Below are 12,880 nucleotides of genomic sequence, written 5' to 3'. Positions count from 1 at the left end.
TTGGGGTGCGGTTTCCGGCGGTGCTCGCGGTGGCGGGCCTGATGCTGACCGGTTCTCCCATGCTCGCTTTCGCGGCCCCTGAAGCGCAGTGCGCGAACCCGTCCGGCACCTACACCGGCGCCGTCCCGTGGGGGCAGCGGCTGGTCGACCCGGCGCGGCTCTGGCCGTTGACGCGGGGTGAAGGGCAGCTGGTCGCCGTCATCGGCACCGGCGTCGACGGGCAGAACACCCAGTTCGCCCCCGGCCAGCTCGAGGGTGGCGGCGGGACCGAGGCGACCGACTGCGACGGCCGTGGCACGATCGCGGCCGGCATCGTCGGCGCCCAGCCCGATCCGTCGACGACCTTCGCCGGCGTCGCGCCCGGCGCGCACCTGCTGCCGATCCGCTACACGCAGGCGAACGGCTCGTCCAACGACGGCGGCGACCCGGGCGCGCTGGCCGGCGCGATCGACACGGCCGTCGACCGGCACGCGGGCGTGATCCTCGTGGCCGTCCCGGCGGCGTTCGACAGCCCGGCGCTGTCCGGCGCGGTCGCGCGGGCGCGTTCGCAGGGCGCGGTGGTCGTTTCGGCGGCGACGGCGACCCAGCAGGGCGCGCGGACGTACCCGACGGCGACGTCCGGGGCGCTGGGCGTCGGCTCGGTGAACCAGGCGGGCGAGCCGGTGCAGACCGAGGCGGGCGACTACGTCGGTGTCGCCGCGCCGGGTGCGGAGCTGGTCAGCACGTCGGCCGGCGCGGGCGGCGCGGTCGCGCACCGCTGGCCGGTCACGGACCCCGGGCTCGCGGCGGCGTACGTCGCGGGCGTCGCGGCGCTGGTCCGCGCGTACCACCCGAACCTGACCGGCGACCAGGTCGTCACCCGGCTCACGCTGACGGCCCACCGACCGCCGTCGGGAGCCCACGACCCGCGGCTGGGCTGGGGAGTACTGGACGCCTACGCCGCGGTCTCCTCCACCCTCCCCGCCGACGTCGCCCCGCCCGGCTCGGCCGTCACCCCGGCCGCCGAGCCGGCGGTGATCCCGGCCGCGGCCCCGGCCCGCCCGGCCTCCGACGTCGCGGCAGGCACGATCGCCCTGGCGGGCGTGGCCCTCGCGGCCGCGGCGGGCATCACGGTGGCGGCGGTCCGCCGGGCCCGCGCCCGGGGCTGGCGCCCCTCCCGCTTCACCCCGTAGCCACCCCGCGTGTCGTCCATCCCGGTACGCGTGTCGTCCGGTCAGGTACGCGTGTCGTCCGTTCGATCACGGGCAATGGCCCTTCCCGCCACGGGAGGCACGTACCGGAACGGCGAACTCGCGTACCCAGACGGTCGGTTCGCGTACCTGGACGGACGACTCGCGTACTCAGGTGGACGACACGCGTGCATGGGTGGACGACACGCGTACCTGGGGGGACGACACGGTTACGCGGGGACCGGGCGGGTGGAGCCGATGATCGCCACCGCGTGGCTGGTTCGGGCGACGTGGACGGTGAAGTCGGCGCCTTCGCGGCTGAAGCGGGCGATCAGCTCGCGGGGCGTGCTGCGGTCGTGGGCCTGCCAGCCGCGCTGCTCCAGCGAGGGCAGGATTTCTTCGACCAGGCGGCGTTCCGGCTCGCCGGCCGGCTCCAGGCGGACGCCGTACTGCCAGCACCGCAGGTGGCCGGGGCGGGTCGGGTCGACGTCCAGCTCGCCGTCGACCGTGGGGTCCGCCGGCGAGCCGAAGACGGCCGCGACGCTGTCGATCACGCCGGTCAGCTCGCCCGCCAGACGGTCCAGTTCCGTGGTCATCGCAGCACACCTCCGTCGTTGAGGAACTCGACGCCGTTCTCGAGGATGCCATGCGGGTCGAAGGTGCCGTTGGCCGTCGTCGGGCCGCCGGTGATGACGCGGTACATGTTGGTCCACGACTCCGAGCCCGGCTTGAGCACGTCGCTGTGCGACGAGAGGCCCCACAGCTCGTTGCCGGAGGCGTCGCGGCCGGTCTCCAGCTCGGTGACGCCGGGGAAGGTGTCCGGGTCGGCGCCGTGGCCGATGCCGGTCCATTCGAGGCCCCACGCGTTGCCCTGGGCGATCTCGATCGGGTCGAGCGGCGCGGTCATCGAGAACCGCTGCACGCCCGCCTGGCTCGCCGGGAGGTCCGACGGCGACCACACGCCGTGGCCCATGCCCGCCGACTCGACGTGCAGCACGCGGTCGACGTCGAGGCCCTGCGTCTCGGCCAGCCCGACCGTCGCGCCGCCGTAGCTGTGGCCGATCGCGGTCAGCGTGACGTCGTCGCCCGCGTGGCTCGAGATCTCGCCGCGCAGGTCGTCGGTGAAGTGCTTGAGGTCCGGCGCCATCGTCTGGGCGTAGCTCGCGTCCGGGCCCTGCACCACCGGGTTCTGCGGGAAGACACCGTCGGCCCAGACGACCATCGCGGTGCGCCCGGTCGGGTCCGCGGCGACCAGGCTGCGCCCGAGGCCGGCGTAGGCGTCGAAGTTCGACATCTGCGTGTTGACGCCGGGCACGAACAGCCCGACGTTGCGCGTCCCCGGCTCGATGTGCCCGACCAGCTCGGCGATCCGGCCGTTGCCCGACGGGTCGAACTTCAGGATCTGCCGGTGGTTCGCGAGGATGTCTTCGTAGAGCTTGATCCGCGCCTGCGACCGCGCGATCTCGTCCTGGTCGGTGAGCTGCGCGAGCCGCGAGCGCTCGGCGGTCAGCGCGTCGGCGACCTTCGCGCGGTTGGCCGCGATGGCCTGGCCCCACACGCCGGTGTCGGCGGCGCCGCCGATGCCCGCCGGATTTCCCGCCTTGGGCAAGGGATCCTCGGGCATCAGGGCCCGGTACATCGCGGCGACCTGGGCGTCGGCCCGCCGGTACCCGGCCGCCGACTCGGTCAGTCCACTTTGGAGCTTCTTGACGCGCGCGACGTGGTCACCGAGCTTCGAGCCCAGCTCCGTCATCGTCTTCTCGAACGTCTTGGCCGCGGCCGCGGACTCGCTGACCTTCCCGAAGGCCGCGGCCGGCACCTTTTCCCCGGCCACCGCGGACTGCGCCGTGGCCAGGGCGTCCGCCCGCGTGCCGTACTCTCCCGCCGCCGTGTCGAGGCGAGCGGGGGCGACCCGGTAACCCGTGGCTGATCCCGTCACCGGGTCGCCTCCGTTCTGCGTTTCCGAAGGACTAGTAGACGTCCGGCTCTTCGCCGATCACCGGCGGCGCGACCGGGGCGGACTGGCCCCAGACGTTCTCCGTCTCGACCAGCCAGGCCGGGATCCGGCGGCCGGACCCCATGTCCCCGCCGCCGCCCATGCCCATCGGCATCATGGGCATCATCGGCATCGCGCTCTTGGCGGCCGCCGCACCGGCGGCGCCGACCGCGCTGCCCGCGAGCCCGCTGAGCGCGTTGCCCGAACCGCCGTCGCCGGCCAGGCCGGAGTGCGCCGCCGGGGCGTCCGCGCCGCCGCCGGCCGAAAGACCGCCACCGCCGGGGATGCCGCCGCCGATCGAGGGCGCGTCGCCCCCGCCGATCGGGATGCCGCCACCGGCCCCGCCCTCGACGCCGGCCCCGCCGCCGCCGAGCTTCGTGCCGGGCGCCTCGTCCTTGTTCTCCTTCGGGTCCTTGCCGGACGCCCAGCCGGGCACCTTCGGCATGATCGAACCGAAGCGGCCGAACGCGGCGGCCGAGGCCGCGGCGAGCCCGGCGGTGAACATGTCGCCGAAGAGCGGGTTCGACGTCGGCACGGTCGTGCCGGGCTGCGGCGTGGTGCCGTCGGCGCCGGGCAGCGGGTGCCCGTCGGTCGGGGTGACGACGACGCCGGGGCCGGTCGTGCCGTTGCCGACGAGGCCGGGCGAGCCGACGCTGCCCGCGCCACCACCGGCGGGCGGGGCGACGGGCGTCTCGACGGCGTTCGGCGACGCCGGGATCGAGTCCTCGGCGACGCTGTACTCACCGGCCAGCGTGGTCATCACCGCGATCGCCTTGCCGTGCGCGGAACCCGCGGCGTTCGCGGCGGACTGCTGCGCTTCGACGTTCGAGATCGCCTGCTGCCGCTGCTGCGCGGCGGCCTGCACGACGGCGGGCGAGGCGTCCGGCGGCAGCAGCGGCGGGTTCACCGCGAGCGCGACGTCGGCGGGGGAGACGTCCGGCACCGAAACCGGCGGCGGCATCTCCTTCTTGGCCTTGACCAGCGCGTCGGCGGCGTCGTCGAGCATCACGTTCATCGCCTCGGCGGTCTGCGCCACCTTGGAGATGCCGTTCGCGAGGTCGACGATCATGTGCTGGTACTGGTCGGCGGCGCCACCGGTCCACTGGTCCTTGAACTCGGTGAGCTCGGAGTTCAGGTTGTGGGCCTGCTCGTGCAGGTGCAGCGCGGCGGACTTCCACTTGTCGGCGGCGTGCCGCGCGCTGTTCGGGTCACCGGCCTGCAGCATCGCGTACAGCTGCTGATGGCTGTACGCGGCGAAGTTCGTGTGCGCGGTGTCGTGGTGGTGGGTCATCCCTTGCTCCCGTTGCCGTCACCGAGGCCGAGGAGGCCGAGCACCGGGTCCAGCAGGCCGGTGACGGCACCCGAGCTGTGCAGGTCGCCGGCCACCGACTGGTCGGCGTTCGCGTAGCCGTCGGCGACCGTGTTCGTGACGTCCTGCGCGAACCCGATCGCGCTGCGGACCTGGTCGAGCAGGCCCTGCATCTCCGACACCGCGGCGCGGTTGGCGTCGGCCAGCGACCCGGCCTCGCCGAACTCGCCGAACAGCAGCGGCTCGTCGCCGAGGGTGAGCAGGAAGTCGTTCGGTTTGGACATCGCCTGGATCTGGGTCTCCAGCTCCCGCACGAAGTCCTTCAGCGATTCCAGGTGGACGTAGTACGACTGGTCGTGCATCGGGTCCCGGCTCTCTCGTCGCACGTGGGGGATAGGGAAAGCCGGTCGGCCGGTGCGAGCGGGGGGTTTCCCGCACCGGCCGACCGACGTCTGGGCGCGGATCAGCCCGCGAACAGTCCCTGGTTGCGGTTCTCCAGCTGCTGCTGGAGGTCGTGGGCCTCGCCGACCTTGCCGCCGAACTGCGCGATGATGGCGACGATGTCCGCGGTGGCCTGGCGCAGCCGGGTCTCCGACTGGCGCGCCGCGTCACCGGCGGAGCTGCCGGAGGCGTACCAGGTGGCGGTGATGGGCTGGAGGTTCTGGTGCAGCTGCTCCAGCTGCGAGGTGAGCGCCTTGGCCTTGGCGGCCAGGGACGCCGAGCTGTGCTGCAGCGCGGCGAAGTTGATTTCGACGACGTCGGCCATCGGTACGTCCTCTCGGGTCAGGGGTTGAGGCGGGGGATCACGCCCGAGCCCTCGAGGGTGTTGCCGACCCCCTGGAAGCTCTGGTGGACGTCGGCGTCGCCGCGGCCGTAGTTCTGGTGGCTGGTGTGGACGAGCTGCGACATGGTGTCGAGCTCCTTCACGGCCACGGTCATCTTCTCCTGGAGCCGGCGCTGGAGGTCCCAGAACGCCACGGCCTGGTCACCCTTGTAGTTGCGCAGGGCCTCGGTCAGCTCGGACTCCAAGCTGGCCATCGTGGACTTGGCGTTCGTCGCGGTTTCCTCGAAACCCTGGACGGCGCGCGTCATGGCAGCGGAATCTGCCTGGAATCCCGGACTGGACATCGACGGGCCACCTCCTTCCTGAAGCGAATTCCCCTGGCGCGGTGGTCCGCGCGGTGTGAAAGTCACGCTAGAAAGAAGGCTGGTGTGGTCAAACGGCACAACTGCCGGTCGTACTGACGGCACTATTACCCACAGGGGCCAGGTAGGGCCCGCCCCACCCCGGGACGGGGGCGCGCTCCAGTGCCCGCGCACGCCCTCCCGGCCAGGCTGTAAACCATGGCAGACAAGGGAAATCCGCTGGTCACGCTCCGGTCGTGGCACCGCCCGCTGGTGGTGCTTGCCGGGGCCATGGCGCTGCTGTGCGTGGCGTCGCTGCTCGGCTGCTCGTCGATGATCGCACGCTGGTCAACGCGCCCGTCTGGCTCAAGCCGCTCAAGTTCTCGGTGTCGATCGGGGCGTACGCCCTGACGCTGGCCTGGCTGCTGTCGCTGCTGCGCCGCGGACGGCGGGCCGGCTGGTGGTTCGGGACGGTGTTCGCGGCCGGGATCGGCGTCGACGTCGGCCTGATCGTGGTCCAGATGATCTTCCGCGACCGCACGCTGCACTTCAACAAGGCGGCCCCGGCCGACGTGATGATCAACAACGTGGTCGCCGGCGGGGCGTACGCGGCGTTCCTGATGACGGCGGCCGTCGTCGTGCTGCTGCTGTTCCAGCGCCTGCCGGACCGCGCGCTGGCCTCGGCACTGCGGTGGGGGACCGGGCTGGGTCTGGCCGGGATGGCCGTCGCGATGCTGATGTTCTCGCCGACCCCGGCGCAGCAGGCGGTGCTGGACGCGGGTGGCAGGCCCTCGACGTTCGGCGCGCACTCGGTCGGCGTCGCGGACGGCGGGCCCGGGCTGCCGGTGCTCGGCTGGAGCACGGTGGGCGGCGACATGCGGATCCCGCACTTCGTCGGCATCCACGGCCTGCAGGTGCTGCCGCTGGTCGCGTTCGGGCTGCTGGTGCTCGCCCGCCGGTACCCGCAGCTCTCGTCGGACATCGTCCGGCGACGGCTGGTCCGGACGGCGGGGCTCGGTTACGCGGGGCTGATCGTGCTGCTGACCTGGCAGGCGCAGCGCGGCCAGTCGATCGTCCACCCGGACTTCCGGACGCTCACCGCGGCGGCCACGCTGGTCGTGCTGGTCACGGCGTCGGCGGTGCTGTCGGTGCGGGTGCGCGACCGCGTGCTCGCTGCCGGAACGTCTCTGCCGAAATTCTGAGATCCGCCCGGTAGACCGGGGGGCCCCGGACGGAAGGCGGTCGAAATGGTCCACCCGCAGGCGCTGCTCACCGAACTGGACCGCTCGCCGGACGTGCCTGCGTTCGAACGCGGCGGCGAGGTGACCAGCCGCGCGTCGGTGAAGGACCTGATCGGCCGGTTCACCGCGGGACTGCGGGCCGCCGGCCTGGGCCCGGGTGACGGCGTCGGGATCGCCACCGCCGTCACGCCGGAGGGTTTCGCCGCGATCGTCGCCGCGCACGTGCTCGGCTGCCGGGTCGTCTGCGTGCGGGCCGGGCTGCCGGTGCCGCAGCTGCGGCACATCGTCGAAGACATCGGCGCGCTCGTGGTCGACGAGGCGACCGAGTCGCCCGAGCTGCTCGGTACCGTCGCGGGCGCGCTGATCCTGCGGATCGGGCCGGAACTGCTTTCGGTGTACGAGGAGCCGGTGCCCGCGGGGCGGCCCGAGGACATCGCGACCGTCGTGTTCACCAGCGGCAGCACCGGCGTCCCGAAGGGCGTCGCCTTCGACTACCGGGCCCTGACCGAGGGCCGGGTGTGGCGGGCGCCCGAGCCGGGTTCGGCCCACGCGAAGCTCGGCGCGGGGTTCGGCCGGTTCCTGCTGTTCGGCACGCTCTCCAGCGCCGTGATGCTCGAACAGACCGCGCTCTGCCTGCTCTCCGGCGGGACGGCGGTGATCCCGGACGGGCTCCCGGACTTCCCGTGGATCCTGCCGCGGCTGCGGGTGAGCGCGGCGCTGATGACCGTGCCGCGGCTGCACCAGGTGCTGGACGTCCTGCGGGCCGAGGACGTCGACCTGAGCGACCTGCGGACGCTGATCGTGGCCGGCTCGCCGGTGCCGCCGCACAAGCTCGCCGAGGCGGCCGAGCTGATCGGGCCCGCGATGCACCACGCGTACGGGCAGACCGAGACCGGGATGCTGACGGTCTGCGGGGCGGACGAAGGGGCCGGATCGGTCGGCAAAGCGTGCGACACGGTCGAAATCGAGGTCCGGGACGCGGCCGGCGCCGCGTTGCCCCAGGGGCAGGAGGGTGAGGTCTGGGTGCGCACGCCGTCGGCGCTGGCGGGCTACTGGCGTGACGAGACCACCACGGCCGAGGTGCTGCGCGAGGGCTGGGTCCGGACCCAGGACCTCGGGCACCTCGACGCCGACGGGTACCTGCACCTGTCCGGGCGCGCCCGGGACGTCGTGATCGTCAACGCGATCATCCACTACACCGGCCCGATCGAGCAGGCGATCGCCGCACACCCGGACGTCGACCAGGCCTACGTCGTGGCGGTGCCGGACGCGCGGACCGGTGAGGCGGCGGTCGCCTTCGTGCTCCCGGTGCCGGGGCACTCGCCGGACCTCGGCGAGGTGCGCAAGGCGGTGGCGGCCGAGCTGGGGGAGGCCGCGGTGCCGGCGCGGTTCGAGCTGGTGGACTCGGTGCCGGTGGCGCCGTCCGGGAAGCCCGACAAGGCGGCGCTGCGAGCGTCCGTTGTGGACTAGAAGTGGGTTTCGACGCCGAATTCTTCGCGCAGGGCGCGCATGTCCGCGAGGTCGCGCTCGGTCGGCTCGTAACCCTGGTGGAAGAACACCTGCTGGGCCACGGAAACGCACGGCACCTCGACGCCGTCGATCCGGCCGGTGACAAAACATTCGGCGGGGTAGGGGAAAGTCCCGCCGGGAGCGGCCTGGACCGCCGAGCCGTCCCCGGCGAAGACCAGCGGGTGCAGGTCGAGTTCGGTGCGGCCGTCGGACAGCACGAACCGGACCGGGCGCAGGTCGAGCGTCTCGCGGTAGCCGAGCGCGCCCAGCGCCGTGAGCACGGCGGGTTCCTGGTCCCGGCGGTGCGCCAGGTCGAGGTCACGGTGGTCGCGCGTCTGGCGGCCGAGCAGGGCGTCGACGCCCCAGCCGCCCGCGACCCAGACTTCAGCCGGGGCCAGGGTTTCGAGCACCCGCAGGACCGTGCGGGCGTCCATCACTTGCCGGCGTGCAGGTCCGTGACGGCCTTGGCGATCCGGCGCTGCCGGGTCTCCTCGGTCTTCGCCTGGCCGATCGGCAGCACGTACCGCTGTTTTCCGCTGTAGGACAGGCTTTCGAAGCGTTTCCGCGCTTCGGGATCGGCGGCCAGCGCCGTCGTGAAGTCCTCGGGGATCGCCAGCTCGCGGGGTGCCGTGTCGAGGACGATCTCGACGTCGACGTCGTCACCCGCGCAAACCCCGGCCTGCTCGCGGTTCTCGGCGCTGAGCGGCACGAGGAACTGCCCACCGCGGCTCGCGACCGTCGTGCGGTAGGAGTGGCCGCCGAGGGTCACCGTGACGGCGGGTTTCCTGCCGGCGCCGAGCGCCTCGACGACGTCGCCGGGAACCGGCAGGCCGGTCGCCGTCTTGCCGCCGAGCAGGACCGTGGTGCGGAACTTCATGGGGCGAGTATGCCCCGGCCGCGCCGTGACGGCCTCCCGGGCGGTGAGGCCGTCACGGCGGCGGGCTCAGACGCCCGCGGTGGTGCGGATCCAGCTGCGGCTCGACGCGACGCTCGCGTAGTTCTGCGTGCCCTGCGGGTTCGAACCGGAGTTGTTGCCCGTGGAGCAGACGCCGACCTGGAGGCCGTTGTAGAGCTCCGGGCCGCCGGAGTCGCCGTGCCAGGCCGAGCCGTTGACCCCCTGGCTGGCGATCGCCGTGCCGCCGAAGGCGTCCGTGCTGGTGCCGGTGACGCGGACGTTGGCGGTCTTCAGCGTGCTCGACGGCGGGCTGGTGCCCTGCGTGCGGCCCCAGCCGTAGATCTGGTTGGTGGCCCCGGACGGCGGGTTGCCGGTGCCGAGCTTCATGTACGTCGTGTTCACCGCGGTCGACAGGTGCAGCAGCGCGATGTCGCCGTTGGGCGAGGCCTTCTGCTGGTCGACGGCGGCGTTCGTGCCCTGCTGGAGGGTCACGTTGCCGACCTTCACGTGCATGCCGGGCGAGTTCAGGCAGTGCTGGGCGGTGAGCACCCACTGCGGGGCGATGATCGTCCCGGAGCACTCGAAACCGCCGTAGGTGGTGACGTTGTTCCAGTAGATCTGGGCGCCCCACGGCGCGGAGGAGACGGTGCTCCCGCCGATGATGTCCTGCTGGGCGTCCGCGACTCCCGCGGAGACCAAGCTCAACGCCGCGGCGGCGGCACCGACCGCTGCTACCGCCCTCGAAGCCTTTCGAAGCACCGACATGCGCATGAAAATGCCCTTCGGCCTGGGATTCCGTCTCGATCGAGACGACTCGCCCAAGGTAGGTTCCGCCGGAATTTTCCGGAACCTACCGAAGTCGGAAAGTTGCCGACGGTGAATACCTCCCGGTCCGGTGAGCGGGACGGCCGGAGTTCTTACGGCCGTGCACGAGGGGACCTTCCCCCGGGACGCCGGTCCCGGGGGAAGGTCCGCCCGCTCAGAGAACCGTGGTCACCCGAGGGGCCGGGACCTCGTCGCCGATGCCGAAGAAGTCGTGCCAGAGGACCCCGTCGCCGGTGAACCGGGTGCCGTCGGAGAGTGCGACGTAGACGTCACCGCTGGTGCCGCGGCTGAAGACGACGATGTCGTCCTTGCCGTCCCCGTTGAAGTCGCCGACGCCGGGCTGCTCGGCGTTCAGCGCGAAGTGGTCGTGCCAGAGGACGCCGGTGCCGAACTTGGTGCCGTCGGAGAGCGCGACGTAGACGTCGGCGGTGCTGCCGCGGGTGAAGGTGGCGATGTCGTCCTTGCCGTCCCCGTTGAAGTCGCCGACCGCGGGCAGTTCGTCGCCGATGCCGAAGAAGTCGTGCCAGAGGATGCCGTCGCCGGTGAACTGGGTGCCGTTGGAGAGCGCGACGTAGACGTCACCGCTGGTGCCGCGGCTGAAGACCGCGATGTCGTCCTTGCCGTCCCCGTTGAAGTCGCCGACGAACGGCAGTTCGCTGCCGATGCCGAAGTGGTCGTGCCAGAGGACGGCGGTGCCGAACTTGGTGCCGTCGGAGAGCGCGACGAGGACGTCGGCGGTGCTGCCGCGTTTGAAGAGGGCGATGTCGTCCTTCCCGTCGCCGTTGAAGTCGCCGACCGCCGGGATCTCGTCGCCGACGCCGAAGAAGTCGTGCCAGAGGACCCCGTCGCCGGTGAACTGGGTGCCGTTGGAGAGCGCGACGTAGACGTCGCCGCTGGTGCCGCGGCTGAAGACGACGATGTCGACCTTGCCGTCGCCGTTGAAGTCCCCGGTCAGCGGGATCTCGCCACCGATGGCGAAGTGGTCGTGCCAGAGGACGCCGGTGCCGAACTTGCCGCCGTCCGAGCCCGCGACGAAGACGTCGGCGGCGGCGCCGCGGGTGAAGGTGGCGATGTCGTCCTTGCCGTCACCGGTGAAGTCGCTGACCGACCGGGCGCCGGTGGTCGCCGTGAACTGCGGGCTCGAGGCCCCGTTGGACGCGATGACCAGGTAGTGCCAGGTCTTCCGGGCCGTCGCCGAGTGCAGCAGCGTCGTGCCGGACGTCGTCCCGATCAGCTGCTCCGCGCTGAAGACCGCCGGCCCGGTGGAGCTGGCGTACACGGAGTACGTCGCGGCGCCGGCGACCGGGGTCCACGACAGCGTGACGCCGTGGCCGACCACCTTCGCCGTGCCGACGATCGCCTCGTCGCGGATCCAGCCGCTCAGGTCGTCGGCCCGGGCGGCGGTCGTGCCCTGGCGGGTTTCGGTTTCGCCGAAGCAGCCGTGCTGCCAGGACTTGCCGGCCACCGCGGCGAGGGTGCCGTCCGCGCGGGACACCGGGGCGCCCGCGTCGCCCTTGCAGGCGTCGGCGCCGCCGACCCCGGTGAGCGACAGGGTCGTGGCGGTGCTCGCCGAAACGGTGAAGGAGGCGGCGTGCGCCTCGGCGGGCACCCATTCGGTTGCCGTGCGGCCCCAGCCGGTGAGCGTCAGGCTTTCCGAGCCTCCGGGCACGCCCGCGGTCGCGGCGAGCCTGACGGGGGCCACGTCGGTCACCACAGTGTCGAGCCGCGCCAGCACCGCGTCGCGGTCGGAGCTGGTGACCAGGGCGGTCACGGTGGCGGTGTGCCCGCCGACGGTGACCGTGGTCGCCTTGGCAGGCACGCCTCCCTGCGGGTTTTCGGGGAAACAGCTCTTGGCGGTGAGCACCAGCGCGGGCTCGACGAGTGCCCCGCTGCAGGCCCGGCCCTCGGCGGTCAGCTTGGCGGCGTATCCGGTGGTGGACGCGGCGCTGCCGGACACGGCGGACGCCGGCGCCGCGGCCAGGCTCCCGGCCACGAGCGCGATGGCGAGCGCGCCGAACCCGGCCGCTCCTGGTCGACTCATCACAGTTCCCCCTATCGGCTGGCCGCGCGGCCAATCACCGCGTTCGGCCATTCAGAGCAGATTGTCCGGCAAGTCCGGCACAACTCTGGTTGATCGCCGATCCACCTCGTTTTTTTACACGAAAAACTGTGGTCTATACCACGCTGTGTGGTACGTCTGATTTGGGTAGTGTCCAGAAGGCTGCCCGGTCGCGGGCGGCTCAGGGGAGGAAAGTCCAGTGCAGAAAATTCTCCGCCCGCTTTTGGCGGGCGCCGTTCTCGCCGCTGTCGTGCCGGTCGTCGCGAGTCCGCCGACGGCGCTGGCGACGCCGGGGTCCGCCGCCGCGGCGAGCGATGACGCGCCGCCGCCGATCGTCGAGACGTACGACTACCCGGGCGCCGACAAGATCTTCGCCGAGCGCGGGATCCGACTGCTCAAGGGCGATGGGCACATCCTGTTCACCGACTGTTCGGCCACCGCGAACCCGATCCAGGTGTGGAGCCGGACGAAGGCGGATCCGTTCTGCTTCCGCGTCACCGCTCAGCAGGGTTACCTCACCCTCGACCTCGCGTCCGTCTACCTGATCAAGGGTGACGACCACGCGCTCAAGGCGACATTGACTGTCAAGGGCACGGCGACCGTCTACGACGTCGCCAAGAACGACCTGGTTCCCGTTGGCGAAGGGCTCGATCCCCAGAATGGGTTGACGCCGCTCGTCGAACTGAGGTCTGCCGCGTCCTGAAATAGGACCGTCGTCAATCCGGGTGCTGGTGTGGATAACGTCGGCGCCT

General features: G+C 72.1%; 14 protein-coding genes. 4 read left to right on the top strand and 10 right to left on the bottom strand.

Going from position 1 to position 12,880, the window contains the following annotated elements; translation table 11 throughout:
* Positions 1 to 20: 20 nt before the first annotated feature.
* Positions 21 to 1,172 carry a S8 family serine peptidase gene (locus tag ACGFMK_RS29690; RefSeq protein WP_392770103.1) on the top strand — a complete coding sequence of 384 codons (1,152 nt, stop codon included), beginning with the start codon at positions 21 to 23 and terminating at the stop codon, positions 1,170 to 1,172.
* A 227-nt stretch (positions 1,173 to 1,399) separates the two neighbouring features.
* On the opposite strand, the gene ACGFMK_RS29685 is transcribed toward ACGFMK_RS29690, so the two are convergent.
* The 6 genes from ACGFMK_RS29685 to ACGFMK_RS29660 form a co-directional block, all read right to left on the bottom strand.
* Entirely contained in the window at positions 1,400 to 1,765 is a 366-nt protein-coding gene (locus tag ACGFMK_RS29685) for a hypothetical protein (protein ID WP_392769955.1), read from the bottom strand.
* Positions 1,762 to 3,108: an alpha/beta hydrolase gene (locus ACGFMK_RS29680; RefSeq protein ID WP_392769953.1), complete on the bottom strand. Its 1,347-nt coding sequence runs from the start codon at positions 3,106 to 3,108 to the stop codon at positions 1,762 to 1,764. Before ACGFMK_RS29680 ends, ACGFMK_RS29685 begins: the two co-directional genes overlap by 4 nt.
* A gap of 31 nt (positions 3,109 to 3,139) precedes the next feature.
* Positions 3,140 to 4,456 carry a WXG100 family type VII secretion target gene (locus ACGFMK_RS29675; RefSeq protein ID WP_392769950.1) on the bottom strand — a complete coding sequence of 439 codons (1,317 nt, stop codon included), beginning with the start codon at positions 4,454 to 4,456 and terminating at the stop codon, positions 3,140 to 3,142.
* A complete protein-coding gene (locus tag ACGFMK_RS29670; protein ID WP_323332633.1) occupies positions 4,453 to 4,836 on the bottom strand; it encodes a hypothetical protein in 384 nt (127 codons plus the stop codon). Before ACGFMK_RS29670 ends, ACGFMK_RS29675 begins: the two co-directional genes overlap by 4 nt.
* Positions 4,837 to 4,937: 101 nt before the next feature.
* Entirely contained in the window at positions 4,938 to 5,240 is a 303-nt protein-coding gene (locus ACGFMK_RS29665) for a hypothetical protein (protein ID WP_072480751.1), read from the bottom strand.
* A 17-nt stretch (positions 5,241 to 5,257) separates the two neighbouring features.
* The gene (locus ACGFMK_RS29660) at positions 5,258 to 5,602 is read right to left on the bottom strand and encodes a WXG100 family type VII secretion target (protein WP_155541946.1); all 345 of its coding nucleotides are present in this window, start codon (positions 5,600 to 5,602) and stop codon (positions 5,258 to 5,260) included.
* A 299-nt stretch (positions 5,603 to 5,901) separates the two neighbouring features.
* On the opposite strand from ACGFMK_RS29660, the gene ACGFMK_RS29655 reads away from it, so the two are divergent.
* Entirely contained in the window at positions 5,902 to 6,801 is a 900-nt protein-coding gene (locus ACGFMK_RS29655; RefSeq protein WP_392769945.1) for a hypothetical protein, read from the top strand.
* Between the two features lie 45 nt (positions 6,802 to 6,846).
* The gene (locus tag ACGFMK_RS29650; protein ID WP_392769942.1) at positions 6,847 to 8,310 is read left to right on the top strand and encodes a class I adenylate-forming enzyme family protein; all 1,464 of its coding nucleotides are present in this window, start codon (positions 6,847 to 6,849) and stop codon (positions 8,308 to 8,310) included.
* Here the strand turns inward: ACGFMK_RS29650 and ACGFMK_RS29645 are convergent.
* The 4 genes from ACGFMK_RS29645 to ACGFMK_RS29630 all read right to left on the bottom strand — a co-directional run bounded on the left by ACGFMK_RS29645 (position 8,307) and on the right by ACGFMK_RS29630 (position 12,110).
* On the bottom strand, positions 8,307 to 8,783 hold the full coding sequence (locus tag ACGFMK_RS29645; protein ID WP_392769940.1) for a nucleotidyltransferase domain-containing protein: 477 nt from the start codon (positions 8,781 to 8,783) through the stop codon (positions 8,307 to 8,309). The two genes, ACGFMK_RS29650 and ACGFMK_RS29645, sit on opposite strands and share 4 nt — an antisense overlap.
* The gene (locus ACGFMK_RS29640) at positions 8,783 to 9,226 is read right to left on the bottom strand and encodes a YdeI/OmpD-associated family protein (RefSeq protein ID WP_392769937.1); all 444 of its coding nucleotides are present in this window, start codon (positions 9,224 to 9,226) and stop codon (positions 8,783 to 8,785) included. The genes ACGFMK_RS29645 and ACGFMK_RS29640 overlap by 1 nt, the downstream gene beginning before the upstream one ends.
* Positions 9,227 to 9,292: 66 nt before the next feature.
* Entirely contained in the window at positions 9,293 to 10,009 is a 717-nt protein-coding gene (locus ACGFMK_RS29635) for a S1 family peptidase (protein ID WP_392769935.1), read from the bottom strand.
* 214 nt (positions 10,010 to 10,223) lie between these two features.
* Complete coding sequence (locus tag ACGFMK_RS29630) at positions 10,224 to 12,110, bottom strand: FG-GAP-like repeat-containing protein (RefSeq protein WP_392769933.1); 1,887 nt, start codon at positions 12,108 to 12,110, stop codon at positions 10,224 to 10,226.
* Positions 12,111 to 12,327: 217 nt separating this feature from the next.
* Between ACGFMK_RS29630 and ACGFMK_RS29625 the strand changes: the two genes are divergently transcribed.
* Positions 12,328 to 12,831: a hypothetical protein gene (locus ACGFMK_RS29625; protein ID WP_392769930.1), complete on the top strand. Its 504-nt coding sequence runs from the start codon at positions 12,328 to 12,330 to the stop codon at positions 12,829 to 12,831.
* Positions 12,832 to 12,880 lie beyond the last annotated feature (49 nt).

The organism is Amycolatopsis sp. NPDC049252, from assembly GCF_043197175.1.
In the GTDB taxonomy this organism is placed as follows: domain Bacteria; phylum Actinomycetota; class Actinomycetes; order Mycobacteriales; family Pseudonocardiaceae; genus Amycolatopsis.
The sequence above is the reverse complement of the archived record's forward strand: the minus strand, read 5'-3'. Positions and strand labels throughout refer to the sequence as shown.

Coding starts and splice junctions, on each gene's coding strand:
- ACGFMK_RS29650 (WP_392769942.1), top strand. CDS start 6,847: ATGGTCCACCCGCAGGCGCTGCTCACCGAACTGGACCGCTCGCCGGAC.
- ACGFMK_RS29665 (WP_072480751.1), bottom strand. CDS start 5,240: ATGGCCGACGTCGTCGAAATCAACTTCGCCGCGCTGCAGCACAGCTCG.
- ACGFMK_RS29660 (WP_155541946.1), bottom strand. CDS start 5,602: ATGTCCAGTCCGGGATTCCAGGCAGATTCCGCTGCCATGACGCGCGCC.
- ACGFMK_RS29645 (WP_392769940.1), bottom strand. CDS start 8,783: ATGGACGCCCGCACGGTCCTGCGGGTGCTCGAAACCCTGGCCCCGGCT.
- ACGFMK_RS29635 (WP_392769935.1), bottom strand. CDS start 10,009: ATGTCGGTGCTTCGAAAGGCTTCGAGGGCGGTAGCAGCGGTCGGTGCC.
- ACGFMK_RS29675 (WP_392769950.1), bottom strand. CDS start 4,456: ATGACCCACCACCACGACACCGCGCACACGAACTTCGCCGCGTACAGC.
- ACGFMK_RS29685 (WP_392769955.1), bottom strand. CDS start 1,765: ATGACCACGGAACTGGACCGTCTGGCGGGCGAGCTGACCGGCGTGATC.
- ACGFMK_RS29640 (WP_392769937.1), bottom strand. CDS start 9,226: ATGAAGTTCCGCACCACGGTCCTGCTCGGCGGCAAGACGGCGACCGGC.
- ACGFMK_RS29630 (WP_392769933.1), bottom strand. CDS start 12,110: ATGAGTCGACCAGGAGCGGCCGGGTTCGGCGCGCTCGCCATCGCGCTC.
- ACGFMK_RS29670 (WP_323332633.1), bottom strand. CDS start 4,836: ATGCACGACCAGTCGTACTACGTCCACCTGGAATCGCTGAAGGACTTC.